Source organism: Thermoanaerobacter uzonensis DSM 18761 (assembly GCF_900129115.1).
Taxonomy (GTDB): Bacteria; Bacillota; Thermoanaerobacteria; order Thermoanaerobacterales; family Thermoanaerobacteraceae; genus Thermoanaerobacter; species Thermoanaerobacter uzonensis.
In genome coordinates, this window is record NZ_FQUR01000025.1 from 1 (window position 1) to 26,261 (window position 26,261).

Here is a 26,261-nt window from a genome sequence, read left to right on the forward strand (position 1 = left end):
ACAGCTTCTTTACTCTATGCGTATTCTAAAAAGCTAAGAGAAATAGATGAAGAAGTAATATACCAGGCACAAAATGAAATCAGTTTATGAGAGTAGTAGCTTTCGCTACTCTCATTTTTTATTATACATCAATTAATTCAAATTGCCAATAACAGATATTAACATATTTCAGCGGTAATGCTCTTAAAAAGTGAAAAAAATTTTTAATCAGGCTGTAATAATTTGAGAAAAAATACTTTTATGCACTTAAAAAATGCCATTATAATTTGAAAATCTTTGGAGATTTAATTTGAGAATTGACACCTTTGGAAAAGAAGGAAAATGTAAATTTACGTCGAATATATATTATTGTTCACGCTAGATTTTGACATGATCCGATAGGACTTATGAGGCTGTTTCGGCGCCCATAAGTTCTATTGGTGGTAATATAGATACAGAAGCGGAGGCGGTGCTTTTTAAGCACTTGCGCCCGTAAGGCGAAGCATTGGCTTTTTTAATCTTTAAAATGATATAATAATAGGTGAAGTATAATGGGGAATGGTGAAAATAAAAAAACTTTAAACAATCAACATGATAAAGGTTATAAATACCTACTTTCTCATAAAAAAGTATTCATACAGCTTTTAAGAAGTTTTGTCAAAAAAAATTGGGTAAATGAAATAGACGAATCTAAAGTAATACGAATAAACAAATCCTTCATATTGCAAGATTTTAAAAATAAAGAGGCTGATTTGGTTTATCAAGTAAAATTGAAGGATAAAGAAGTTTTCTTTTATATATTGTTGGAATTACAATCAAAAGTTGATTTTCAAATGCCATACAGATTGTTATTGTATATAATTGAAGTGTGGAGAGAAATTCTTAAAGATACATCATTAAACCAGCAAAAAAGGAAGGACTATAAATTACCAGCGATTATTCCTATTGTGTTGTATAATGGTGTTAATAGATGGACTGCTTCTTTGAGCTTTAAAGAAACGATAGATTCATATCAATTATTTGGAGAAAATATAATAGACTTTAAATATATTTTCATTGATGTGAATAGATATAATGAAGAAGAACTTTTACAATTATCTAATCTTATAGGTAGTGTCTTTTTGCTAGACAGAAGGATAGACAGAGAAGAATTAATAGAAAGATTAAAAAAATTAACAGATGTGCTCAAAAATCTGTCTGAAGAAGAGTTTATATTATTGAGAAACTGGTTTGTGTCTATTATATTCAGATTTCTACCCGAAGGCAAAAGAGAAGAGGTAAAGAAAATATTCGAAAAGAGTGAGGGGGTGGAAAAAATGATTTCCAATTTAGAACGTAGTTTAAAAGAGGCATTTAAAAAAACTAGAAAAGAAGGAAAAATAGAAGGAAAAATAGAATGAATACGAATGGTGCTACTTGAACAATTGAAAGAAAAGTTTAAAGATATACCTTTTGGATATATAAATGGACTTGAAAAGTTAGATGACAAAGCATTACTTGCTTTAGCAAGAGATATTTTGAAAATTGAAAAATTAGATGACTTAAAGAAGTATATTAAATTAGTTTTATAGGCATGGTCTTTTATTTTTTTTGGTGTAATAATGGACTAATTGTACGAAATCATAATTTAGTATAATTACGCATTTTAAAACAGAGAGGTGAAATAAGGTCAGAGAAATATAATATAACATTACCTACCCCTTATTCTCTGACTAAGAAGATGTGGTCAGATATTGAATTAACTTATGCGTTAATTATGGCACATTTTCTAATTTATATAATTGCTATATGGCTCACTCTGTATCCGGAAGTAACAGTATTCCATTTGGTAACTGCTACACAGCTAATCGCTTTTGTAATAAGACCGTTTCTAGCTGCAATTTCAGGAGGTTACACTTTATACTTGAAAAACGGTGACTGGTCTTTCTATAATTGGGGACTAGTTTACCAATTAATTTTTTTTGTTTTTTATTTTATAGGTTACTTGATAATAAAAAAGTTCAGAAAAGTTAATACTTTAAACTTAAACTGTACTTCAGATGAAGAAGAGAAAAGGATGAGTTATTGCATATTTAAAGCCTACCTCTTATCTGTATTTTTAGGTTTTTTTTCAGTAATATTAATGAATTTATTAAGTAATGGTAAATGGCTTCCTACTATGCGAAGTGTGACGGTTACTACAGCTGTGCCTATGGGTAAAGTTTTATTTCCAATGGCTGTTCTACCTTTAACTATGAGTATACCGTTAAGCTTTATTTTGTATAAAAAGAACCCAAAATTTTTGCTATTAAGTTTAGGGGGTATGCTATTTTCTTTCTTACTTTTAAGTCTTCTATACCAAAGAGGTTTTATTTTAATGGGCTTAATTATTGTTATATTTTTTGTGAATCGATTTTTAAAAAGAATTGGCTATTTAAGGTTAGCTATGATAGTTTTTTTATTGATATTTTTACTTTCTATTATTCGTCCTGTTGCAAATGTGATTTCTTATTCTTTGAGTAGCTCAAAAGGTGAAATACAATTTGTAACTCAAATGAGAGGTACAGAGTCTTTAACGGAGCGAGTTAAAAAATTTTTCTTATATAGCCCTAATTTTGATAACATTGATGTTTGGCCGATTGCAATATCCAGTGTAGAAGAAAATGGACTACTTGGCGGTAAAACATTTTTAGCAATACCTGCAAGGTTTTTAACTACAAAAATACGACAAAATTTAAATTTAGTTACAGCAGCTGACTATTTAAATTCTTATTACTGGGGGTCAACATATTGGGATACAAGTTTTGGTTTTAATGTTACTTTACCGCAAGAACTTTATTTGAATTTGGGATGGGTCTCAATGGTTTTTGGATTGATACCTGGTATTATAACTGCATTGATTGATAGATGGTTATGGAAATTTACAAGACCAAATATTATAAATATCTATCTAGTAGGAGTTTCTTTTTCTACAGGTGGATTTATAGGAGAAACAGGAGGTACACTACAATGGGTTATAGCGTTGTTATTCATTGGTATAATAATGAACTATATTTCTGGAATTAAGATAAAAAGATATTAGTGCAGTTATTTTACTTTTTATAAAATTATATAAAATTATTAATAGAATAAATACGGAAATAAAAAACAAAACTCTCTTTTCATAAGGAGGATAAGAATGCCTAAAAGTGTAGTATTTTTACGTTCCAATCCCATAGCTCCTGACCCACGAGTAGAAAAAGCATCAAAAGCTTTATTTAGAAATGGTTACAAAGTTTATATAGTAGGATGGGATAGGGAAGGCAAATTTAAAAGTGAAAATTTAACTCACGCAGACATAATACGATTGTATATTCCAGCACGTTTTGGTTCAGGTATTAGAAATTTACCATACTTAATTAAGTGGAATATTAGATTGATGTTGTGGTTATTTAAACATCGCAAAAAATATGATTATATTCATGCATGTGATTTTGATACTATATTGCCTGCATTCGTCATGAAGGTATTTTTTGGGAAAAAAGTGGTCTATGATATATTTGATTTTTATTCTGATATGCTAAGAAGAGTACCTAATATAATTAAGAGAATTATAAAAAAAATAGATTTAAAAATTATTAGCAAGGTTGATGTTGTTATTATTGCCGACGAGAACAGAAAGTGTCAGATAAAAGGTAGCAGTCCTCGTAAGTTGATAGTGATATACAATTCGCCTGAAAGATTGAATAGCATAGACGATATTGAAATAGAAATTAATGATAATAAAGAGGTTATATTTCAAATATCTTATGTCGGATTGTTACAGGTAGAAAGAGGTCTTTTAGAAATGATTGAAATAGTAAAACGACATCCAGAGTGGAGACTGCATTTAGCTGGTTATGGTGGTGACGAAGATACGATAATATCTGTAATTAAAGATTGTAATAACATAAAGTTTTATGGGAGAGTTAGTTATAAAGACGCACTGAAAATTAACAAATTATCAGATGTAATGTTTGCTACATATGACCCAAAGATACCAAATCATGTTTTTTCGAGTGCTAATAAGTTATTCGAAGCTATGATGCTAGGAAAACCAATTATAGTTGCTAGGAATACGGGGATGGATAAGCTAGTACTAAAATATGACTTAGGAAGAGTGGTGGAATATGGTGATTTAAACGAACTGGAAAAAGTATTAACGGAGTTTTCGTTAATGAATGATAAAGATAAAAAGTTATTTGCTGAAAGGGTAAAGAAAATTTATAATGATTATTTTTCTTGGGATAAGATGGAGGAAAGATTAGTAAGTTTGTATAACAATTTATAAAAGATTTTAGTTATGGAAAACATGTGCGTATCCATATTTGTTGATTAAGGTATGAAAATCATAGTTAGGAGAATTGATCTTTTTACTCTTTCTTGTTTTAATTGTTATTATGGCTTTATTTTAGTGAATGATATCGAGACAAATACAAGATTGAGAATGTTAGCTTGGGATGTATTTTTTATTTGTGCTATGTTACTTTTTAGGTATAAAAAGTAGTCAATTTATGATAGAATTATTGTAGATATTAGGTGGTACATTATGAAAAAAATATTATTTATAGCTACAATTGAATCTCATATCTTAAATTTTCACATCCCTTTTATAGAATATTTTTACAACAAAGGCTATGAAGTACATGTGGCTGCAAAATTGGGTAATAGGCAAGACGAATTAAAAGATCTAAATGTTGTATGCCATGACGTTAATTTTTCCCGTTCTCCTTATTCTTTGAGTAATATAAGAGCACTAAATCAATTAATAAAAACAATGAGAGAGAATAAATTCTCACTGGTCCATGTACATACTCCTGTCGGGGCTTTTTTAGGAAGATTAGCAGCGAAAATTACAAATACCAAGCCTGTCCTTTATACAGCCCATGGATTTCATTTTTACAAAGGAGCTCCTTTGAAAAACTGGCTTATATATTACACAATGGAAAAAATAGCTGCTCATTGGACAGATGGATTTATAACTATGAATGAAGAAGATTTTAATATTGCAAAGAAGTTCAACCTGAGAAGAAAAGATGCAGTATTTTATGTACATGGTGTTGGTTTAGATATTGAAAAATACTCTATAAATGATGAAGAAAGAAGAAAAAAATTAAGGGAAGAATTAGGATTTTCAGATAATGATATTTTACTATTGACTGTAGCAGAAATAAATACTAATAAAAATCATAAGCAGATAATTGACACTATAAAAATATTAAAAGATTATAGTAGTATTTACTACCTCATTGTAGGTACTGGAGAAGAGGAAGAGAAATTAAAAAATTATGTTTTGCTTAATAATTTAGAAGAGAGAATTAAATTTTTAGGATATAGGAGGGATATTTCAGAAATTTTAAATGCCATTGATATTTTTATATTAACCTCTTTACGGGAAGGTCTTCCAAGAGCTATAATGGAAGCAATGGCAGCAGGTAAACCTATTATTGCCACAAATGTGAGAGGAAATAGAGATTTAGTTAGAGATGGTGTTAATGGATACTTGGTTCCTGTAAATGATATAGAAGCAACAGCTAAAGCAATTACAAAATTGGCCGAAAATACTACATTGAGAACCAAAATGGGAGAAGAGGGTAGAAGAATTATACAAGATTATGATATTAAAAAAGTTTTAAGAGAAATGGATGAAATATATAGCTTGTATTTGTAGCTAATAAGGATTTTTTGAGATGAAGTAAATGAATAATTTTGCTGAGGAATTAACGTATTGGTATTTTCGTTTAAATGGATTTTTCTTATTACAAAACTATGTATTGCATAACATTGGAGAAGAACGACAAAGAGGTACAGCAGATGCTGATTTATTGGCAATTAGGTTTCCGTATGTTTACGAAGAAATTGGAGGACATAGTAACGACTGGGATAGTGAAAAATTTTCAGAATGGGGATTTAATATTGAAAAAAATAATTTAGCTTTGATTGTAGAAGTGAAATCTGGGAAAATGTGGAGAGAAGTGAAATAGAGAAATCTTTTTCTCTTAAGAGACTTGAAACTGCACTTTACCGCTTTGGGATTTTCCCTCAAAAAGATGTTCAAGGTATTCATGAAAATCTGCTAAAACAAAAGTATGTGAATAAATCTTCTTGGATTATAGCTAAAGTATTAGTTACAGAAAATAAAATTGAAGGGGATTGGCTTAATCTAAGTCTTGATGAGATAGATAAATTTTTCCATAAACGGATTAAATCTTATTTACATCATAAATATGCTGATCGTATGTATTTTCCAAGTGCTCTTATTCAATATATAGCTTGGAAAATAAATAAACAAAACAATGGAGAATAATGACTACAAATAAATGTAATAAATACATTTGAATTGGATTTTACTAGAAAATAGTTAGGTGGTGTCTCTATGCATAATCATTTTCATAAATTCTTCAAATTAAGCAAATTCATTGTCTTCATTGTAGATTTATTATTAATTCATACAGGATTTATACTTGCTTATATTATTAAATTTGGTATAAGCCCCCCAATTGTAAATCTTCAGCCTTATTATGAATTAATTCCTGTAATCACATTGTCTGCTATTATTTTATTTCATGTTTATGGTTTATATACTATATCGCGAAGAACCTATGGAGATATAGTATTTTCTTTAATTCTTTCTTTACTTCTGTTACAGGTTATAACAGTAGCTTCAACATTTTTTATAAGACAGTTTGCATTTCCACGAAGTATATTTATTATAGCTTTTGGAGTTCAGCTCATAGTATTATCTGCCTGGAGATATTTAGTACAAAATGTAAGGAAATATGTGCATGGCGAGAAAAAGGTAATGATTGTAGGTGAAAAAGAAGTAGCAGAAAAATTGGCGAAGAAATTAATTTCGACTTCTAGAGGTTGGTTTGATATAAAGTACATAATAAGTCCACAAAGATATGAAGAGATTATCAATCACATTAGTGATGTAGACGCAATATACATATGTAGCGGTGTTGATGAAAACCTTAAGACTCGTCTTTTTTACGATTCAATGAAATTTAAGAAACATCTTTTTATCGTTCCCAATTTAAGAGATATTCTTTTAGTAAAATCGCAATTTGTTCAATTTGACGATGTCCCTGCTATAAGTGTGAATTATCCTTCTTTGACCAGTGAAGATAAGTTAATTAAAAGGCTTTTCGATATAGTTTTTTCATTTATTGGTATAGTAGTTACTTTGCCTCTAATGATCATAATTGCTATGTTTGTTAAAGCAACTTCACCCGGTCCAGTGATTTACAAGCAATTAAGAGTAACAGAAAAAGGTAAGAAGTTTAATGTATATAAATTTAGGACAATGGTCAAGGATGCTGAAAAGATGTCAGGACCTGTTTTAGCTACAGAGGATGATCCAAGGATTACAAAAGTGGGTAAGATATTAAGGGCAACTAGACTTGATGAACTACCACAGTTATTTAATGTTTTGAAAGGCGATATGAGCTTTGTAGGTCCCAGACCTGAAAGGCCATATTTTGTAGAACAATTTGAAAAGCAGTATCCTTCATACAAGTACAGGCATAATGTAAAGGCAGGAATAACAGGCCTTGCGCAGGTATTTGGAAAGTATACGACAGATGTGGATGACAAATTGAGATTGGACCTTATATATATCACAAATTATTCTTTGTGGCTTGATATTAAAATAATATTATTGACCTTAAAGACCATATTCATAAAAGAAGCATCTTCTGGTGTGAAAAGAGAGATGGAATTAGAGGAATTATTGAAGTCTTTGAATTATAATGTCTACAGTGAATTAGGAATCACAAAAATAGATAAGTAAGGAGATATATACGATGAAAGTTTTAGTCACAGGTGGTGCAGGTTTTATAGGCTCGAATATAGTAGACTTGCTGATTGAAAATGGATATGAAGTCGTAATAGTGGATAATCTTTCAACAGGAAAAGAAGAATTTATAAATAAAAAGGCTATTTTTTATAAGAAAGACATCACAGATGAGAACTTGTGTGAAATATTTGAAAAAGAAAAACCTGATTATGTAATACACCAGGCGGCTCAAATAGATGTGCAGAAATCAATTGATAATCCTGTATTTGATGCAAAAGTAAACGTACTGGGGACAGTAAATTTACTGGAGTGCTGCAGAAAAAGTGGTGTTAGAAAGATTGTATATGCTTCATCGGCAGCAGTATATGGAAACCCTGAGTATCTTCCTATTGATGAAGGACATAGAATAAATCCTATATCTTACTACGGCATATCAAAACATACAGTAGAGCATTACTTTGAGGTATACAGCCAATTGTATGGATTGAAATATACGATTTTGCGCTATGCAAATGTATATGGGATAAGACAGGACCCAAAAGGAGAAGGTGGAGTAATATCTATTTTTATAGATAAAATGGTTAAAGAGGAAAGGCCTATTATTTTTGGTGATGGAAATCAAACTCGGGATTTTGTTTATGTAAAAGATGTGGCTAAAGCCAATCTTCTAGCACTGGAGAGAGGCGATAATGAGGTTGTAAATATAAGCACGAATAAACCCACGAGTATAAATGAGCTTGTTGAAATGATGAATAAAATTATGGATACCTCTTTAGAGCCTATTTATACAGAGCCTCGAAAAGGAGATATAGTACATAGTTATCTTGATAATAAAAAAGCTTTGTATGTGCTCGGATGGAAACCAGAGTATAGTTTGGAAGAGGGATTAAGAGAGACGATTGAGTATTTATGGGGCGAGATATACTGAAAATGAGGTTGTAGTGACAGGGGAAAAATAAGCTCATCGAACTACTTGACATAGAAGATGTAATTGTTAGTTGATCCCGTAAAATGCTCTTTTAATTTCTTCAAAAGATAAAATGCAGAATGTAAAAAATATTGAATGAATTTAAAAAAGAGGGAATATTTCTAAAGAAATATCTGCTCTAACAGAAAGATAGATTATATTTTTTGAAATAATTAGTTGATTGATAAAATAATTAGGTTAATGTAAGTATTAATTTAAGGGAGTGGAGAAACACATAATGCATAAAAATAATCTTGATTCGTCTGATGTTTTTTTATCCTATGCTGATGATGAATTTGAAAATTATATTAATGAGGAAATGTTTAGAGCAATTGTTAATTTATATGCTTTAATTTCTGATAGAATAGTAATTGCAGATTCCTTTTTTATTAATAATAAAATTGTACATGACTTTTTTGAGAATACTCCAGATGGGCTTAAATATATTGAAAATGGGATTATTATTCCCTTGTTAAGAGATAGTATTGTAGGTTTTAATGAGCTTTATTCATATCTTTATGAGAGAAAAACAGTTAAAAGAGAACTTGACCATAAATATATTGAAAAGATCGATGAAGTTGCAAATAAAAGTTTTTTTAAATGGAGTGAAAATATTATCAGTAAAAATTTCACTAATAATATTTTAAACTTTTTTAGTAATGAAATTTATTTTGGAAAGTTTAAATTAAATGGAGAAAAGAAAAAAATATTAAATGATATAGAAATAGTAGTAAAAAATGGCGTATTATATAGACAGGATGTGATTAGTGCGATAAAGGAGAATAACAAGATTTCTCCTGATTTAAAAGATGAAATTATTAATGTTGTAGATATTTTATATAATTACAATATACCAGAGTATTATGGATTAACAGTGGCATATCCTGATTTTATACACGAAAAGAGCAAATTGATTAAAGAGATTTTTTTCAGATAACAACAGGTTAATTTCAAACATAATTTATTAAGAAAACAAGATAGTGAGATAAATACGTTAATTTTTGACTATGGATTATTATCAAGTTTAAATGCTGAACAAATAGTAGAAATTAGAAAAACATCAGAATATAAAAAGTATATTTCTATTATCAGAGAATTAAATACAAACTATAAATACGAGGAGTATATAAACTTGTTTTCAAAATACAATGATAAAATTAATAAACTAATTCCTTTATTAATTGATAAAGAAGTCTATTATGAAATATTGAAGCGAAAGAAATTATTAACAATAACCGAAAAGATATTTGAATACGTTGGCGACATCGTAAGTGTTTCTTTAGGACTATTAATAAACGATTTTGCTTTTTCAATTGGTACTACACTATTTTTAAGAGGGTTGTCTATGGCTTTCAAAAAATACCAATCAAAACAAGAAGAAGTTCTTGAAGATCTTAAGTTTAATGGCAAAGATAAATTAAAGAAAGTAGAAAGTGGAGTTGATATTTTTGAAAAATTAAGTAAAGATTTTAAGTTAAATATTTCAGAAGGGAAAATAAGTAAGGAAGGAGCATGATGGGAATTAAAACTTTATTTGAAAATAAATATTATAGGGTTTTTTTAAACAATGATATTCTTAGATTACACTGCTTAAAACCGGGAGCAGCAGTTATTCCCATAACGGAAGACAAAAAGATAATATTATTAGATATAAAAAGGGATACTTTAAATGCTAATACTATTGAAATTGTCAGGGGATTCAGTGAGGATGGAGAATCTCCAGAACAGACAGCTAAAAGAGAACTTTTAGAAGAAACTGGTTATTCGTGCGAGAGATTAATCTCATTAGGATATGTTTATCCAGATACTGGCTTAATAATAAATAAGGTGAAATTATTTCTTGGAATTAATGCTTACAAAGAAAGTGATAAGATTTCCTATGATGAAGGTATATCTAAATTACTTTTTAAGAATATTGAGGAAGTATATCAAATGGCGTTTAATGGGATAATCAATGATAGTTTTACAATTTGTTCACTTTTCCGCGCTATGAATTATATAGACTTTATAAGCAAATGACATAGGAAATGAAAGAAATAAATCTTAATGAAATACTAGGTCTCAAAATTAAAGGATATTAGTCGTTACTAAGAGCAGATTTAGAAAGGTCAACGATATAAGAGCTTATCATATTTGGCGTTGAATTAATTTTAACGACACCTATAGCAGTAATAACGGTTTGATAAAGTTGCCATGAAATTCTAAATTTGAATATGAATTTGTTTTTCTGAATTACAAAAAGTTGTGTCACAAATAGCACTATCTTTATATGAAACATATATTCCTAAAGATTTTGAGTGTGATGATGTGGAGAGCTGGACATTTATTGAAAGGCTTTATACTCTTTTAATCTGTTCAAAGGATAAGGCGCAGAATGTGAAAGAGATATTGAAGGAGTTGAAAGAGAAAAAAAGTGAGTATTTATAAGTATTTAAAATTATACCCTTATAAAGTAGAGTTTTTATTTATTTTAAACTTTTCTATGGCTGTGGAGGTGAATCTGTGTAAGTAATGAAATAATAAGTAAGGAAATAGAATTAAAAGTTTCAAAAATTAGAAATATAAGAAAATTATCGGAAACATTTTAAAATCAATTTTCTAAGCGGATATGAAAGACTTATATAATAAGGAGGATAAAAGTGGAAGAAGAAATTTCATTGAGAGAACTTATTGATATAATTTTAAAAAATAAAAAAATAATCATTGTCATTACTCTTGCTGCAACTTTAGTAGCAGCGGTTCTTAGTTTTTTTGTAATAAAACCTACCTATGAAGCAACTACAACTTTGTCAGTTACAGATGTAACGCCTACAACAGGCTTTTTTGGATCAAATACTACGGTTATTCTTCCAGGAAAAGATTCAAATCTTCCAACAGTACAAAGTGACAGTATAGAAAAAGACTTATCTTTGCTGTTGTCTTCTCTTTTGAAGTATCCTGATATGTCAGTGGAAACATTTAAAGAAGAGGTTACTAATCCTATTGTCCTTATGAATACTGTAAAGCAATTAGGATTAGATCCTCAGAAGTACACAGTAGAAAATTTAAAAAAGCAAATTTCAGTTTCTGTCGTTAATAATACCAATCTTATAACAGTAACTGTAAAAGAAAATAATCCAAAGCTTGCGGCAAAAATTGCAGATACAATAGCCCAAAATTTTCGGACTTATATCATTGAGAGGAATAACAGGCAGACAGATAAATTAATCGAAACTTTGAACAAACTTATAACTCTCCAAAATGACAAAATAAAAGAGGCAACAGCGGAACTTAATAAAGTTCAAACAAATTCTCAAGACAAGCTTTTAATTGAGCAGAAACAAAAACAGTTGGATTTACTGAAAAACACAAGAGATATAATGTTAGAAAAATATAATATGCTGGAATTGGTTAAAGAATCGGAACTTGGTAACCAGAGCATTCTTATAACTAGCAAAGCTTTAATACCTGATAAACCAGTAGCACCTAGAAAATCATTGAATATAATTATAGCATTTATATTAGGTCTTATGGTCAGTATTTTTATAGTGTTTTTTATGGAATATTGGAAAAATACAGAGCCAAAAAGAGCTGTAGAGAGTAAAGAATAATAAAAAATTATAGTTTAAGTGGAGAGGGGCATCCCTCTTTTATTTTTGTCAAAATATATCGAAACATTTTTAATTTTTGTGTTGGTTTTTGAGAAATAAAATGGTAAAATATAGATAGATAAAAATATATTTTCACTTTTAAAAGGTTTTGATTTTAAGATATTAAAGGATAGAGATATATATCTAATGAATGACATAAAAAGGGCATAGATAATGTTTTTGAAAATTATAATTCTTTAAGTAGAGAACGTAAGATAACGAGGAGTACCTTTGAAGAAAAAACTAAAGGTATTTAGAATGCTTGTAGAAAAAATACTTGATTCAATATATACAACATGAGAGGAGGGTTTAATGTAGTATGGATGATAACTACAATGTCAAATACGAGATAAAAAAGGATTGGTGGTTAATTGGCATTATCATATTGATATGGATTTTTACATTTGTCATTTTGGGACGTTTACCGGATAAAATTCCAATGCATTGGAATATTTCAGGTCAAGTAGACAGTTTTGGCCCAAAACATGATATATTTATTTTGCCTTCTATCATTACAATAATATATTTTGTGATGCTATTTATACCGCTTATTGACCCTAAAAGAGCCAATTATGGCAAATTTGCTGGAGCTTATAGGGTAGTGAGGGCAGTTGTAGTAATTATTTTTGTGGCAGTATATTTTGCTTCTACGTATTCTGCATTGGGTTATAGAATTGATGTAAATAGAATGGGCAATCTTATTATTCCTTTTATGTTGATTGGTTTTGGGAGTGTTATGGGAAAACTTCGGCATAATTATTTTGTAGGTATAAGAACTCCCTGGACGTTAGCAGATGAAGAGGTATGGAATAATACACATCAGCTAGCTGGAAAACTATGGCTCATTGCAGGTATTATTGGCTTATTTGCTTCCTTTTTTGGAGGCATATGGGTGACTGTTTTTATGTTTGTGCTTTTAATTACTGCTGTTATAGTACCGATTGTACATTCTTATATAATTTTTAAAAACAAAGGAAAGTAGAGGATGGATGAGATTGCATTAAAGTTTTTTATGATATGGTTATAAGGGTAAGGGGACATAGGGACTTGTCTTATGAAATTGAGATAAATAGAATTATTATAGGGATAGGTGTGATAGGCTATGTTAATACAATGTACAAAAAAGTTGGGCAAAGTTTGTAAAGAAACTAAAATAAGTTGATATAAAAATGGAACTTCTATTTAGTATTATTATTATAATTAAAATACATATTTAGGTGGGAAATCTAATGAATATAAAAATAAGAGAAGCAGAATTGAATGATTATAAATCTATAAGTACTCTTGTTAAAGAAGTACATAGTCTACATGTTAAAAATAGGCCGGATGTGTATGTAGATGTGGAGAACCCATTTACGGAAGAAAGATTTAAAGAGATATTAAATGACGAGAAGACGAGGATTTTTGTCGTAGAAGATAGTAATAATGAAATAATAGCTTACAGCATTATAGAAGTAATGACTACGAGGAATATTCCAATTCTTAAAGAGAGAAAATTTGTCTATATAGATGATTTATGTGTTAGTTCGAATCATAGAAGAGAAGGTATAGGGAAAAAGCTATTTGGATATATTGTTGATTATGCAAAAAATTCGGGTTATGATGCACTTGAATTAACTGTATGGGAATTTAACAGCGATGCGATAAAATTTTATGAAAGTTTGGGTATGGCAACAAGAAATAGAAGAATGGAATTGAAGATTTAGTAAAAATCTTTAAATTATTTTATGCCTTTTCATTAATTTTTGAAGAAAATGAAGATATAAAAGTTGAATTTGAAGTGAAAACTTTAAGAGAATATATGGATATGGAACCTTTTAGAAGGACTCAGATGGAGTTTGTCAAAGAGTGGATAGAAAATGTTTTGTAGGGAGATTATGACAAAAAGCATATTGGAAATAATTAATAATAAAATAAAAGAGCTTCAAAAAAATTTAATATTGCTGAAATCAGTGGCACAAGATGTTAATGAAGAAAATATAAAGGCAGATATGATTAAATATTGGGGAATAGAAAGAGGAATTCAAATATCAATTGAGTGTGTTATTGATATTGCCAATATTATAATATCTGCTCTTGGTACTGAAAATCAGATACATACAAAGAGAGTATTTTAGCATTGAGTAAAGTTGGTGTTTTGCCGCAAACATTTGCAAGAGGTGTATCAAGCATGGTTTCTTTCAGGAATATACTTGTATATGATTATATGAAAGTTGAGGAAAGAATGATTGTTGATATATTGAAAAATCATTTGGATGACTTTGTCAAGTATATAGATTATATTAACAAGTGGATTGATGAAAATTATTGAAAGTAAAATAATAGGGCAATAAATAAATGATATGAGAAAATTAATGAAAAAACTGATATGGATCCAATATCTTTAGAGGACATAACAAAAAAAGTAGATGATGTTAGAGGGAAGAGGTATTAAAATAAATGATTGTAGAGATGAAAAGGATAATATGATACTTGTGGAAGCTGTTTATGGAAATGAAAATTATATAATAACTGATGACGATGTTCTGCTGATTTTAAATTCTTATAGATGGATAAAAATTGTTATTTTAAGGGATTTTTTAAATGAAATTTATGATTTATAAAGGGCATAAAGTAGCTGTTTATGCGTGTATTGGTAGTCAAATAATACATTTTATGTATTATTGAAAATGATCATGTATAAGGTGTGATAGGCTATGTTAATACAATGTACAAAAAAGTTGTTAGATGTGCTGGAGAGAAAACCCATTCCATATGAAGAAGAAAATTTATTATTTTGCTGGCATGCGAATTTTATTACATTAAATCGGAAAAAAACTGTAGTCCTTGTAAATGATAAAAACAGGTATGTGGTTGTTTTATATGGACTTAAAACAAATGACTTTAAAAGGCTTGATGAAATTATTTTAAATGCTATTCGCCTGACGTTATTGGATGAATGTATTGATGAAGATATTGTAGATGAGTATTTAAGACAGTCTGGAGAAATTGTATATGGGAAAACGAAAAATAGTAGTTATGTAGGAAAATTAAATACAGCTTGTAATATAGTGCCTTACTATGAAGAGTTGCTTTTAGGGGATACAATTTATCAAACTTTTGTGAGCAAAATAGCAAGTCGCTATTTGGTAGGCAAACAGGAAGGAGAAGGTTATATATCTCCAAGCGAAGAAATGTTTAAAGATTTAGGAATTTTTGCAAAAAGACCCATTTTTAAATGCAAGGCAGTAGAGTTAAAAGTGACACTTAAAATGGAGAATCATAATATTTGGCGTAGAATCGTTGTTCCTTTAAATACTACATTTACACAGTTTCACAAAGTACTTCAGGCTGCTTTTGGCTGGCTGGATTATCATCTTTATGAATTTTTCATTTACGGGGATGAGATGCAGGATATCTCATTTATTAATCATCCTTCTTACAATAAAGCAAGGTATAAACCAGTTGTAAATTTGGTCGGCGATGAAGAAGCTTTTGATTACCCAAACGATGATGATATAGAAATGAGATTAGAAAAGGGAATAAAGTTATCAGAGTATATTCCACAGTGCAAAAGGTTGTTATATGTTTATGACTTTGGAGATAATTGGCGGCATTATATCGAAGTAGAGAGAGTGATAGAGGATTATGATAAAAATTATGCTATTTGTGTTGATGGAGAAGGAAATGCCCCGCCTGAAGATGTAGGCGGTGAATATGGCTATGATAAATTTTTGGAAATAATTTCTGACAAAAATAATCCAGAGTATGAGAGCACTCTGGCTTGGGGCGAGTATCAAGGATATAAGGATTTTAATATTAGGGAAGTAAACAAAAATATTAAATTTGTGTATGATTCTTTTTTGCTATGAAAGGTTTAATGTTATTATCAACTCTATGATAGTAATGAACTATCAAAGCTCTATAAAAAGATCTGTCAGAAAAGAATTACTTTAATAGTTGAACACATCTTTTAAGTCTATTACAAGGTCTTCAAAAATAGAGACTTTAATTTTATCTTCTTCAGTGTATATGTTTGGTCTGCCGTATCTACCATTTTCCTGAAGCAGGAATACTGTTACCAATTTTATTTCTGGTTCTACTATCCAGTATTCTTTTACTCCATGTTTTTCATATAAGTTAAATTTTTCTACTTTATCTATCCTTGCAGTGGAAGGAGAAGTAATTTCAACAATCAAATCAGGAGCACCTTTGCACCCTTCATCATCTAATTTTGATTTATCACAGACTACTATAATGTCAGGTTCTACAACGGTTTTTATTTCTTTAACGCTTTTTTCATCACCTGATGGTAGTCTTACTCCAAGGCGAAAATAAACTTCACATTTTTTATCTTTCAGGTAATTAGAAAATTGATAGACTATTGCTCCAGAAATTTTTTGATGTATTCTTAGTGGAACAGTGTGCAAGTAAACCTGTCCGTCAATTATTTCTATTTTATGCTCACCTGGCCAGTTCAGATAATCCTCATATGTATAAACTTCTTTTCTTTCTGTTAAAGACATAATTGACACTCCTTAGAATTTTTTTAGATAGCGCAATTCCATGTTTTCAAAGATAAGTCTTTTTGATTCTATTATATTATACGTATGTTAAACATACAAACTATATTTTACTGTCCAGTTTGTAAAGAACAATACTTTAAAAGTTGCTGTGTTAACCTTGTCGAAATATGACGGAATTTTCTTAATATTTCAATTGGATTTTGGTTTATAAGATGGTAAAATTAAATTAAAACGAGAAATTTTTGTTATAATGTGTTTTTAAATGGGGGAGAAATAATGAGGATAAGAGATTGTAATTACTTGGAGGAATGTGATAGATATTTTGAGGATGTGCTTAGCCTGTCAAAAAATAAGGAAATTTTAGGATATATTGAATTGGATGCAGATGAGATTGATCATATGGCCGGTCTAATTTCTAAAGAACTTGTAAAACCAGATTTTAATATTTCTGAATCACTTGCTATATCAGTTTTTCTCGTATGGGTGGGTATTTTATACTATCAGGAAGGAAATTTTTGGACGCCTGTGTATAAGATGTTACGATTGCCATCCCAACAGGTATCGTGGCAAAGACGATTGGGAGAAATTTTTTTAAAAACAGTTAAGAAATATAGACTACTAGATTTCAAAGATGAGCTACGTTATATTATGCCAATTTTAGCTCATGGATGTGTTCCTAATTTTTATCTTCATGACTACTTTTCAAATGTTATTTTTAGAATATATGAAGATAGGCAGGAATTAGAGTTATCCATAACTTTGGATGAAGTAAGGCATATAGTATCTGCTTGGAGAAAAGAATATCAATTATATATGGCAAAAGAAAAGAAGCTAAAAGAGTTAGATAAAAAAGAAAAAGAATTACAAATTGCATTTGATGTGTTAAAAAATAAAAATAGATTGCTAAGGCTTAGAGAATTGCTAAAGGGACTTAAGAGAGTTCCAGAACTAAAAGTGCTTTTATCTAAGCCAGAGGGATGGTTGAATAAATCAAGGGAAGAAAAAGAAAAATTAAATACCCAATTAAATGAGATTCGCGATGTCTTGGAGAAAAAAGAAATTTTTGAAGAAAAATACGAAGAAGTAGAAAAGCGAATAAGAGACATTGCTTACTCTTTTTTGAGCTATTGGAGTGATGATTTAGCAGAGGTTATATTACAACTTTCCATTGATGAAATTGAAAACAATTTCACAACTTACTGGAATTTTAAAAAAAGATACGGAGGCTTATTTGGAGTGTTAATGAGATTTATCATGCCAGCTGGATATTATAAGATGCTGAATAGTGGGAGCAGGTTGAAAGCTAACTTAGAAAAATTGCCATTGAAAGAGAATTTATTGGAAAATTATTCTTTTGAAATAATAAGGTACATAAAAGAATTACAGGAATTATTACGTAGACGCAAAAATTTAATGAAGGAGATTGAGGAAGAAGCCGCGGCAACGACTTATGAAGAGATTTCCAAGGGAATTTTAGAGGACATAGAAAAAAGGTTAATTGAAATTGAGAGGGAAATCAATTTTTATGAACAGAATTTGAAAATAGTAGGAAAAGGTGATGTGGAAGAAGGACTAAAAATATTAGAAGAACAGAGAAGATTGCGCTTAGAAATAAAAGAAGTTAAAAAAGAAATCGCAAGTAAGTATTCTTTAAAAATTTTATGGCAGAATTTATCATTAATTTGGAAGTACGCAGATGAAGAGAAAGTAAAAAATCTGCTTACTGAAGTACAGGATAAAAAGAAAGAATATACTGATGGACTGGGGAAGTTGAATAATCCCTTGTATTTTTTGAATGAATCTACGCGCCTTTTTATATTTCAAGGAGGGGAGATTGCTGAGGACTTTGTTTTCCAATCTTTAGTATATGTGGGGATGTTAGAGCGAGGAGAGGAAGCAGAGGATGTTCGTTTGCCTAAGAGGATTAAAAATGAAATGAAGAGATGGTGGGAAGAAGAAGGGAAAGAGAAGTTAACTGTAGAAAGAGAAAAAAACAGACGGACAAGGGATGAAAAGGATTTAATATTGCGCAAGCCTTTTATAAAACTGGATACTGTTGAAAGAGTTATAAAAGTAGAGATGCCAAAGCAAATTTTAAGTAATGGAAACCATCTAGTATTTAGAATTAAAGAGGATAATATGGAAGTTAAGGATATAAAAGTAACGATTAAAAAATTTGGCAATGAATATCAAACAGAAATAATATCGGAGGTTTTAGAAAAGCCAAGAGAATTTTACCATTTTGAGCTTAGACAGAAAGATAAAGTAGTTGAATGGGATATAACGGGAATCTGGCATAATAGATGTTTGCTTTTTTCAGTAGAAAAGAAGTTATTAGAAAGTTTATATCTTCCGGAAGAGGGAGTTTACATAGTTACCGCTTATGGAAGCAAGATAAGTCCTTCTTTAGCAGTTAGAGAAAGGGGAAGGCTAATAGGTGAATGGTCTGATTATGAATATATTTATGTTGATTTGAGTGATATTGAGATGTTTTCCATAGAAGTAGAAGGGGAGGAGTTCGTTTTTAGAAAACCTTTCAGTTTAAGACCTCAATTAATTGGTGGAGATATAGTAGAAGAGGCAAGTGCTTGGGGGAAATCGGTTTATAATGGAAAATTACCACACCTAGTATTTTCAATAAATTCAATAGAAGATATAGAGTTTTATGGCATAAAGATGGAAGTTTCAGGAAGCAGTATTTTTAAGCCTCTAAAGGAAATTAGTAATATTATAAAAGGAGAGGATATTGTAGTTATTCCTTTAGATCTGCTTGCTTCAGGACTTTATGGAATGTATAAGGTGGCATTAGTTTATAAACAAGATATTATTTGGAGTGAAGAATTTGCACTTGTGCCAGATTTACAGTTGGAATTTGATAGGTATTTGTATCCGCCCGCTGAGAAAGGGAAAAGAAATTTTGGGAAAATTATATTGACTTCAAAATATGAGTTTGAAGTTAGGGAAGGTGAAGTTATAGAGAGTAGTTTTCATAAAAATATTGTAAAATTTGATACGAAATGTGATAGTGTTGAAATTATATTGACATATTTTTTAGAGGAAAAAGAGTTTAATATCAAACTTACAATAAATATTCCCAAAATTTACTGGCGACTAAGGGATGGTATTGAATGGTCGAGTGAGATAGAAGAGATTTGGTATGAAGATATAGGAGAACTGGAGGTTAAATTGCCTCACTTTTTACAGGGGATAGGAGCAAAACTTGTATTATCTTCAAATGGTTCAGCTATTATGCCCAAAAAAGCAAAAGATAATATTGTATTTAATTTGAGGCAGCTCAGCGATATCCTCTATGACATCAGAGAAAAAGACAAAAATCCAGTTTGGGATTTGATTTTATCCTTTGAGAATAACGACATGTTTTTATTGACAAGAATAAGAGTTCACTGGGAAGTTGTAAATCTTAGAATAGAACAAAAAAGAGAAAATGATAAAAGAAGGGTATTTATTCAATGGGAGGAGTTGGGCAAAGTTTCTGGTAGGGTTGTAAGGTTGTGGTATCTAGACGATGAAGCCATAGAGAAAGTTGAAAGGAAAATTTCTGATGGTGAAAATGAAATAGAATTTATTGAGGATTTAGAGAGATTGCCATTAGGGAAATATAGATTGGAATTTAATATAGAAGATCCATGGTTTGATGAAGAAATTTCTTTGCCAAAAGAAGGGGAGAGAAATTGCTTTGATATTATAATCGGAGATAGAGAAGAGATCATAGAAGTATTGCAACAAAAAGGCCTAGATATTATTGAGTATGAAGTGGACGGCAGGAAAGTATTACTTGAAAGATATTACTGGATCCAGGATATTAAAGTGCTTATGAGTTTTGTAGAAGGGATAGAATTTGAAGGTTATGTATGTACTTTTAATGATAATGGTGAAGTTATTGAGCTTAAGTATAACCCCTGTAAGTTTTATTTTGGAATGAATCCAGATTATTTCAATAGATTACCTTATTTGATAGATAAAGACAATGATGGTTTTACGTACTGCAGAAGATGTAAGGTTATTTTTTCTGAAACTGATGGACATAGGGAATGCGGCGAAGAAGTTATACTGCCAGAGTATATATTTGTTAGAATAAGGAGAGGAGAAAATGGCAAGATTAGATCCGATTAAAACCACAAATACTGTTGTTAGTAGATATTTAGACTATCTTGCTACTACTTTTTCTTTTAATGATGATAACTTAAAGGAACAGTTTAAAAAAGAGCTTGAAGAATTTGAGGGATTTGTAAAAGGTCCAATTTTAGAAGCTACTCCTCCTTTTGAAAGTGGTAGATCTATAAATAATTTGATAGAAGAAGGTATTTTATCTCGGGAATTTTATAGGCTTTCTACTGGTGAATTGCCTTTAGAGCGTAATTTATATGTGCATCAGGAAATTGCAATTAGAAAACTTGTCAGTAACAGGAGAAATTTGATTATTGCGACAGGTACAGGTAGTGGAAAGACAGAGTCTTTTTTGATTCCTATTTTAAATTATTTGTTCAGGCAAAAAGAAGAAGGGAAGTTAACTCCAGGAGTTAGAGCTTTGCTTTTATATCCAATGAATGCCCTGGCGAATGACCAACTTAAAAGATTACGTGGGTTATTAAAGAACTATCCTTATATTACTTTTGGCAGTTATACGGGTGAAACGGAGTATGAAGAGAAGAAGGCTGTAGAAAGATTTAAGAAGATGAATCCGGGCGATGAACCGCTGTCCAATGAGATACTGTCAAGAGAAAGAATGCACAAATCTCCTCCCCATATTCTCCTTACAAATTATGCTATGCTTGAGTACTTATTGCTGCGGCCTGAAGATAATGTATTTTTCGATGGGGAATATGCAAAAGATTGGAAATTTATTGTTATTGATGAAATACATATTTATACAGGTGCAAAAGGGATTGAGCTTGCTATTCTTTTAAGAAGGTTAAAAGATAGGATAGTAAAAAGTAGGAAAGGGATTTTACAATGTATAGGTACGAGTGCTACTTTGGTTGGAAATACCGATAAAGATTTCAAAAAGGTTACAGAATTTGCTCGGAAGCTTTTTGATGAAAAATTTGAGTGGGTTGAAAATGATCCTATGCGTCATGATGTGGTAATAGGCAAAAAGAAAAGTTTGGTAATTTCGAAGGAAAGCTGGGGAAAACCTAAAAGCCTTTTATATCAAAAATGGGCTGATATTATTGATGAAGGAGAAAAAGATAAGATTTCTTTATTAGTAAAAGAAGGAAAGAATTTTGGCATACCTACCGACGTTTTAAAAAATGCACTAAATAATTGTAACGGCAAGTGGGAAAAATTTCTGTATTTGATTCTTCAAAAGGATGAAAGACTTATAACTTTGCAAAATATGCTGGAAAATAGACCGTGCTATTTATCACAAGCTGCAGAAGAATTGTTTGGGCGGAAGAAAATAGAGAGCAATATTTGGCTGCACTGGTGCATTTGGCTAATAATGCTAGAATGGGAATTAATGAACAGCCTTTACTGCCAGCTAGGTATCATTTGTTTGTAAGAGCTTTAGAAGGAGGATTTATTTCTTTATTTCCGAATAAGCGTATTTTCTTAAAAAGGAGGGAATGGGTGTCAGACAATAAGGGAAAGCATTATAGGGTTTTTGAGATTGCTACTTGTTCTAGATGTAATTCTATATATTTGGTTGGAGAATTAAAATTAAAAGATGGAAAGAAATTTTTATACCAACCTGGCAGCCGTTATTATGAGAATGAAGCAAATTTAGAATATTTTTTACTTCTCGAAGATAAGGATCCAGTACCAGATAATGAAGATGAAATTGTTCTTGCAGGAGGAGAAAGTGAAATTGCGCCTAAAGAGGAAGAATGGATTCTCTGTGGAAAATGTGGTGCTATTAGGCCTGCTGATGAAATAGGAAGTCTTTGTAATTGTGGTGATGAATATAAGGTTCGTGTGATAAAAAGTTCTAGCAAAAATGGCATGTTGCATAAATGTCCTGCTTGTGGTTCTATTAATACTACAGGATCTATTGCCAGACGTTTTCTTTTGGGGCATGATGCTGCAACAAGTGTTTTAGCGACAGCTTTATATCAGCAAATACCTGATAGAAAAGAAGAAGAAAAAGTAAAAGAAGCAGATGATGAATGGAGTACAATTGATAGTAATGAAAACTTTTCTGTAATAACAAATAATCGGAGGATGCTAATTTTTTCTGATAGTAGACAGGATGCTGCATTTTTCGCTACTTATCTACAATCTTCATATGATCAAATTTTCCAGAGGCGTTTAATTATAATGACTTTGGAAAAGTATAAAGAAAAAGTGATTAAAAATGAATGGCGCGTAGAGGATCTAGTAGAATATGTAAAGAAAATGCTAAAAGAATTAAGTATTTTTCCTGAACTGAGTTTACAGCAACTAGAAGAAAAGGCATGGAAATGGGTATTGTATGAGTTTTTGGGGAGAGGTGGAGAAACAAATTTAGAGTCTTTGGGACTTTTAGGTTTTGAACCTGTATTACCTGAAAATTGGCGTCCTCCAAAAGCATTAACTGAAGGATATATGAATTTGACAGAAAGAGAAGCTACAGAACTTATTATGGTTCTGTTAGATAGTATGCGGAAGAATGGGGCTGTGTTATTTCCCGATAGTGTGAGTCCGCAGGATGAATTTTTTAAGCCTTTAAATAGAGAGTTTTATTTTAAGATGGAAGCAAAAGAGCCTAATAAATATAATTGGATTCCCTCTTCCAGAGGGAAAAGCAATTCGCGTTTAGATTTTATTAGGCGTCTTGCTGCTTCTAAAGGACAAGAAGTAGATGTTGAAAGATTAAAGACTTTTTTGGCAGAAATATGGAATAATTTAGTTATTTCACGCAATTCACCATTTAGAAAGCATTTTTCAGGAAACCCTATGGAAGGATTTCAGCTAAATTTAAATTATTGGAGAATAGTTCCAGGAGTTATTGATAAATCTGTAAAGTGGTATAAGTGCAGTAAGTGCAACAGGCTTTCACTTCACAATGTAGGAGGAATTTGCCCCAATTATCGCTGTGATGGGCATTTAGTGGAATGTAATCCTGATGATGAGTTAAAAGACCATCATTACAGGAAGCTTTATTTAGATATTTTACCTTTGACATTAAAGACGAGTGAACACACTGCTCAGCTTACTACTGAAGAAGCAGGAAATGTCCAAAAGAGGTTTTATGAAGGAGAAATAAATGTTCTGAGCTGTTCTACTACTTTTGAATTAGGGGTAGATGTTGGGGAACTGGAAACAGTGTTTATGCGAAATGTTCCTCCTACTCCTGCCAATTATATTCAGAGGGCGGGGCGAGCAGGTAGAAGGACAAGTTCAACTGCTTTTGTACTTACTTTTGCGCAGAGGCGTTCTCACGATTTTACTTATTTTGTTAATCCTTTAGATATTGTAAATGGTAAAATCCAAACTCCGCATATTGAAATAACAAATGAGAAAATTGTAAAAAGACATGTTTATGCAGTAGCTTTGGCTTTATTCTGGAGGAATAATCCAGAATATTTTGGGAAAGTTAAAGAATTTTTCAGGAATAATGATTCAACTTCTGAAATTATAAGAAGTTTTCTTAGCGGGCGACCAGATGAATTAAAAGAAAGCCTTATGAGAATTGTGCCAGTAAATATGCATAAAGAGATTGGCATTGAAGATTGGAGCTGGGTGGAAGGATTGACAGGAAAAGAAGGAGTTTTAAGAAAAGCAGAGAACAGACTCAAGAAGGATATAGAAGAATTAGCAATAATAGAAAAACAATACAGCCAAGAGAAGAAGTATAATAAGGCTGATTTTATAAGGCGCGTGATTAATACTTTAGAGGGGCGCTATGTAATAGATTTTCTTTCTCAATCCAATGTTATACCAAAATATGGATTTCCTGTTGATGTAGTAGAGCTAGAGATACACCATCACGGGGAAGAAGCTAAGGGACTGGAACTTACAAGAGACTTAAAGATAGCTTTGTCTGAGTATGCCCCCGAAAGCCAAGTAGTAGCTGGTGGTAAGTTGTGGACAAGTCAATATATTAAAAAATTACCTGATAGAGAACCTATAAAATATAATTACGCGATTTGTGATTATTGTGGGCGTTATTACAGTGATATAGCAGAGAAGGAGACAAAATTTGATTTTTGCCCTTCATGTGGTAATAAAATTCGGCGCAGTGGCACATTTATAACGCCTGAATTTGGATTTATGGCTGGTCCTCCTCAAAAGCCGGGTTTAATAAGGCCAGAAAAAACTTATACTACGCGTAAATATTTCGCACAAGAAGAAAAGGTAGAAAAAGTATTGTCCATAAATTTAAGTGGAATAGCTATAGAGATAGAAGCCGGTAATGGGAAGTTGGCTGTTGTAAATAATGGTAAAGGAGCCGGGTTTGTCGTTTGTGAAAGCTGTGGATATGCAAAAGTTTATGATGGGAAGCCTATAGTTGAGCATAAGACGAGAATTGGCAAAGATTGTAAAGGAACTTTTTCCCGTTATTCTCTGGGGTATGAATTTTCAACTGACATACTTTCTTTAAAATTTATAGGATATAGTGACGAAAGAGAGGGATTCTGGGAATCGCTGCTTTATGGGTTGATAGAGGGAGCATGTAAAGCTCTAGAAATTGATAGGCAGGACGTTGATGGTACGTTATATTCTTATGCAGGGGATCCAAGAAGACCTGCTATAGTATTGTTTGATGATGTACCCGGTGGAGCAGGACAGGTTAAAAGAATTGCAGAAGAAGAAAATTTCATAAAAGTTCTTAAAAAAACATTAGAAGTAGTTTCAAGTTGCGAATGCGGAGGCAAGGAAGGAGATGCAAGCTGTTATGGTTGTTTAAGAAATTATACAAATCAGTACTGTCATGATATATTGAAGAGGAAGTATGTAATAGAGTTTGTTTCTGAGCTTTTGAAGGATATGATGTAAAAGAGTTTTGATTTGATATGAAAGTATTATTTTTAGTCTTTCTATTAAAAATTTTTAATATTAAATCAAAATTTTTTAGAACATGGACATTCTTTATTCACCACTATTCAATCCATTGTATCGCCTCTGCTCCCTGGTGTCAAGTGTCAATTCTCAAATTAAATCTCCAAAGATTTTCAAATTATAATGGCATTTTTTAAGTGCATAAAAGTATTTTTTCTCAAATTATTACAGCCTGATTAAAAATTTTTTTCACTTTTTAAGAGCATTACCGCTAAAATATGTTAATATCTGTTATTGGCAATTTGAATTAATTGATGTATAATAAAAAATGAGAGTAGCGAAAGCTACTACTCTCATAAACTGATTTCATTTTGTGCCTGGTATATTACTTCTTCATCTATTTCTCTTAGCTTTTTAGAATACGCATAGAGTAAAGAAGCTGT

The 26,261-nt window shown here is 30.8% G+C and carries 21 protein-coding genes and 3 pseudogenes; 23 read left to right on the forward strand and 1 reads right to left on the reverse strand.

Annotated elements, in window-relative coordinates:
* Nucleotides 1-530: 530 nt before the first annotated feature.
* The 20 genes and pseudogenes from BUB32_RS11715 (at nucleotide 531) to BUB32_RS11795 (ending at nucleotide 16,221) form a co-directional block, all read left to right on the forward strand.
* A pseudogene (locus BUB32_RS11715) lies at nucleotides 531-1,550 on the forward strand (Rpn family recombination-promoting nuclease/putative transposase).
* Between the two features lie 332 nt (nucleotides 1,551-1,882).
* Nucleotides 1,883-3,040: a hypothetical protein gene (locus BUB32_RS11720; protein WP_072969542.1), complete on the forward strand. Its 1,158-nt coding sequence runs from the start codon at nucleotides 1,883-1,885 to the stop codon at nucleotides 3,038-3,040.
* Nucleotides 3,041-3,136: 96 nt separating this feature from the next.
* Nucleotides 3,137-4,267, forward strand: a complete 1,131-nt coding sequence (locus tag BUB32_RS11725; protein ID WP_072969543.1) for a glycosyltransferase family 4 protein — start codon at nucleotides 3,137-3,139, stop codon at nucleotides 4,265-4,267.
* 258 nt (nucleotides 4,268-4,525) lie between these two features.
* Nucleotides 4,526-5,647 carry a glycosyltransferase family 4 protein gene (locus BUB32_RS11730; RefSeq protein WP_072969544.1) on the forward strand — a complete coding sequence of 374 codons (1,122 nt, stop codon included), beginning with the start codon at nucleotides 4,526-4,528 and terminating at the stop codon, nucleotides 5,645-5,647.
* 28 nt (nucleotides 5,648-5,675) lie between these two features.
* Nucleotides 5,676-5,960 (forward strand): hypothetical protein, encoded by a 285-nt coding sequence (locus tag BUB32_RS13180; RefSeq protein ID WP_234949296.1) that lies wholly within the window; start codon nucleotides 5,676-5,678, stop codon nucleotides 5,958-5,960.
* Nucleotides 5,942-6,283 carry a hypothetical protein gene (locus BUB32_RS13185; RefSeq protein ID WP_234949297.1) on the forward strand — a complete coding sequence of 114 codons (342 nt, stop codon included), beginning with the start codon at nucleotides 5,942-5,944 and terminating at the stop codon, nucleotides 6,281-6,283. The genes BUB32_RS13180 and BUB32_RS13185 overlap by 19 nt, the downstream gene beginning before the upstream one ends.
* A gap of 69 nt (nucleotides 6,284-6,352) precedes the next feature.
* Entirely contained in the window at nucleotides 6,353-7,768 is a 1,416-nt protein-coding gene (locus BUB32_RS11740) for a sugar transferase (RefSeq protein WP_072969545.1), read from the forward strand.
* A 13-nt stretch (nucleotides 7,769-7,781) separates the two neighbouring features.
* A complete protein-coding gene (locus BUB32_RS11745) occupies nucleotides 7,782-8,702 on the forward strand; it encodes an SDR family oxidoreductase (protein ID WP_072969546.1) in 921 nt (306 codons plus the stop codon).
* Nucleotides 8,703-8,979: 277 nt separating this feature from the next.
* Entirely contained in the window at nucleotides 8,980-9,678 is a 699-nt protein-coding gene (locus tag BUB32_RS11750; RefSeq protein ID WP_072969547.1) for a hypothetical protein, read from the forward strand.
* A gap of 195 nt (nucleotides 9,679-9,873) precedes the next feature.
* Nucleotides 9,874-10,257 (forward strand): hypothetical protein, encoded by a 384-nt coding sequence (locus tag BUB32_RS11755; protein WP_072969548.1) that lies wholly within the window; start codon nucleotides 9,874-9,876, stop codon nucleotides 10,255-10,257.
* Nucleotides 10,257-10,760, forward strand: a complete 504-nt coding sequence (locus BUB32_RS11760; RefSeq protein WP_072969549.1) for an NUDIX hydrolase — start codon at nucleotides 10,257-10,259, stop codon at nucleotides 10,758-10,760. The genes BUB32_RS11755 and BUB32_RS11760 overlap by 1 nt, the downstream gene beginning before the upstream one ends.
* A 261-nt stretch (nucleotides 10,761-11,021) precedes the next feature.
* A pseudogene (locus BUB32_RS13385) lies at nucleotides 11,022-11,168 on the forward strand (mannose-1-phosphate guanylyltransferase); the annotation flags it as partial.
* Nucleotides 11,169-11,380: 212 nt separating this feature from the next.
* Entirely contained in the window at nucleotides 11,381-12,331 is a 951-nt protein-coding gene (locus BUB32_RS11765) for a YveK family protein (protein WP_072969550.1), read from the forward strand.
* A 358-nt stretch (nucleotides 12,332-12,689) separates the two neighbouring features.
* Complete coding sequence (locus BUB32_RS11770) at nucleotides 12,690-13,352, forward strand: SdpI family protein (RefSeq protein WP_072969551.1); 663 nt, start codon at nucleotides 12,690-12,692, stop codon at nucleotides 13,350-13,352.
* 247 nt (nucleotides 13,353-13,599) lie between these two features.
* The gene (locus BUB32_RS11775; protein ID WP_072969552.1) at nucleotides 13,600-14,076 is read left to right on the forward strand and encodes a GNAT family N-acetyltransferase; all 477 of its coding nucleotides are present in this window, start codon (nucleotides 13,600-13,602) and stop codon (nucleotides 14,074-14,076) included.
* Between the two features lie 32 nt (nucleotides 14,077-14,108).
* Nucleotides 14,109-14,240: pseudogene (locus BUB32_RS13295) on the forward strand (type VII toxin-antitoxin system MntA family adenylyltransferase antitoxin); the annotation flags it as partial.
* A gap of 7 nt (nucleotides 14,241-14,247) precedes the next feature.
* Complete coding sequence (locus tag BUB32_RS13245) at nucleotides 14,248-14,487, forward strand: HepT-like ribonuclease domain-containing protein (RefSeq protein WP_268807569.1); 240 nt, start codon at nucleotides 14,248-14,250, stop codon at nucleotides 14,485-14,487.
* Nucleotides 14,488-14,489: 2 nt separating this feature from the next.
* Complete coding sequence (locus BUB32_RS13250; RefSeq protein WP_268807570.1) at nucleotides 14,490-14,681, forward strand: DUF86 domain-containing protein; 192 nt, start codon at nucleotides 14,490-14,492, stop codon at nucleotides 14,679-14,681.
* Nucleotides 14,682-14,781: 100 nt separating this feature from the next.
* Nucleotides 14,782-14,973 carry a putative toxin-antitoxin system toxin component, PIN family gene (locus BUB32_RS11790; RefSeq protein WP_072969553.1) on the forward strand — a complete coding sequence of 64 codons (192 nt, stop codon included), beginning with the start codon at nucleotides 14,782-14,784 and terminating at the stop codon, nucleotides 14,971-14,973.
* Nucleotides 14,974-15,066: 93 nt separating this feature from the next.
* Nucleotides 15,067-16,221, forward strand: a complete 1,155-nt coding sequence (locus tag BUB32_RS11795) for a plasmid pRiA4b ORF-3 family protein (RefSeq protein WP_072969554.1) — start codon at nucleotides 15,067-15,069, stop codon at nucleotides 16,219-16,221.
* Nucleotides 16,222-16,302: 81 nt separating this feature from the next.
* Here BUB32_RS11795 and BUB32_RS11800 read toward each other — a convergent pair whose 3' ends face one another.
* Nucleotides 16,303-16,875 (reverse strand): Uma2 family endonuclease, encoded by a 573-nt coding sequence (locus BUB32_RS11800; protein ID WP_072969555.1) that lies wholly within the window; start codon nucleotides 16,873-16,875, stop codon nucleotides 16,303-16,305.
* Nucleotides 16,876-17,151: 276 nt separating this feature from the next.
* On the opposite strand from BUB32_RS11800, the gene BUB32_RS11805 reads away from it, so the two are divergent.
* The 3 genes from BUB32_RS11805 (at nucleotide 17,152) to BUB32_RS11810 (ending at nucleotide 25,815) form a co-directional block, all read left to right on the forward strand.
* Nucleotides 17,152-21,009: a hypothetical protein gene (locus BUB32_RS11805; protein ID WP_072969556.1), complete on the forward strand. Its 3,858-nt coding sequence runs from the start codon at nucleotides 17,152-17,154 to the stop codon at nucleotides 21,007-21,009.
* Nucleotides 20,987-22,399 carry a DEAD/DEAH box helicase gene (locus BUB32_RS13430; RefSeq protein ID WP_234949298.1) on the forward strand — a complete coding sequence of 471 codons (1,413 nt, stop codon included), beginning with the start codon at nucleotides 20,987-20,989 and terminating at the stop codon, nucleotides 22,397-22,399. The genes BUB32_RS11805 and BUB32_RS13430 overlap by 23 nt, the downstream gene beginning before the upstream one ends.
* A gap of 68 nt (nucleotides 22,400-22,467) precedes the next feature.
* Nucleotides 22,468-25,815 (forward strand): helicase-related protein, encoded by a 3,348-nt coding sequence (locus BUB32_RS11810; RefSeq protein WP_234949299.1) that lies wholly within the window; start codon nucleotides 22,468-22,470, stop codon nucleotides 25,813-25,815.
* Nucleotides 25,816-26,261 lie beyond the last annotated feature (446 nt).

Bases quoted from the DNA above. Each gene is read 5' to 3' on its own strand.
- BUB32_RS11805 (WP_072969556.1), top strand. From the start codon at position 17,152: ATGAGGATAAGAGATTGTAATTACTTGGAGGAATGTGATAGATATTTT.
- BUB32_RS11795 (WP_072969554.1), top strand. From the start codon at position 15,067: ATGTTAATACAATGTACAAAAAAGTTGTTAGATGTGCTGGAGAGAAAA.
- BUB32_RS11760 (WP_072969549.1), top strand. From the start codon at position 10,257: ATGGGAATTAAAACTTTATTTGAAAATAAATATTATAGGGTTTTTTTA.
- BUB32_RS11725 (WP_072969543.1), top strand. From the start codon at position 3,137: ATGCCTAAAAGTGTAGTATTTTTACGTTCCAATCCCATAGCTCCTGAC.
- BUB32_RS11770 (WP_072969551.1), top strand. From the start codon at position 12,690: ATGGATGATAACTACAATGTCAAATACGAGATAAAAAAGGATTGGTGG.
- BUB32_RS11790 (WP_072969553.1), top strand. From the start codon at position 14,782: ATGTTAGAGGGAAGAGGTATTAAAATAAATGATTGTAGAGATGAAAAG.
- BUB32_RS13180 (WP_234949296.1), top strand. From the start codon at position 5,676: ATGAATAATTTTGCTGAGGAATTAACGTATTGGTATTTTCGTTTAAAT.
- BUB32_RS13245 (WP_268807569.1), top strand. From the start codon at position 14,248: ATGACAAAAAGCATATTGGAAATAATTAATAATAAAATAAAAGAGCTT.
- BUB32_RS11800 (WP_072969555.1), bottom strand. From the start codon at position 16,875: ATGTCTTTAACAGAAAGAAAAGAAGTTTATACATATGAGGATTATCTG.
- BUB32_RS13430 (WP_234949298.1), top strand. From the start codon at position 20,987: ATGGCAAGATTAGATCCGATTAAAACCACAAATACTGTTGTTAGTAGA.
- BUB32_RS11740 (WP_072969545.1), top strand. From the start codon at position 6,353: ATGCATAATCATTTTCATAAATTCTTCAAATTAAGCAAATTCATTGTC.
- BUB32_RS11745 (WP_072969546.1), top strand. From the start codon at position 7,782: ATGAAAGTTTTAGTCACAGGTGGTGCAGGTTTTATAGGCTCGAATATA.
- BUB32_RS11750 (WP_072969547.1), top strand. From the start codon at position 8,980: ATGCATAAAAATAATCTTGATTCGTCTGATGTTTTTTTATCCTATGCT.
- BUB32_RS11730 (WP_072969544.1), top strand. From the start codon at position 4,526: ATGAAAAAAATATTATTTATAGCTACAATTGAATCTCATATCTTAAAT.
- BUB32_RS11775 (WP_072969552.1), top strand. From the start codon at position 13,600: ATGAATATAAAAATAAGAGAAGCAGAATTGAATGATTATAAATCTATA.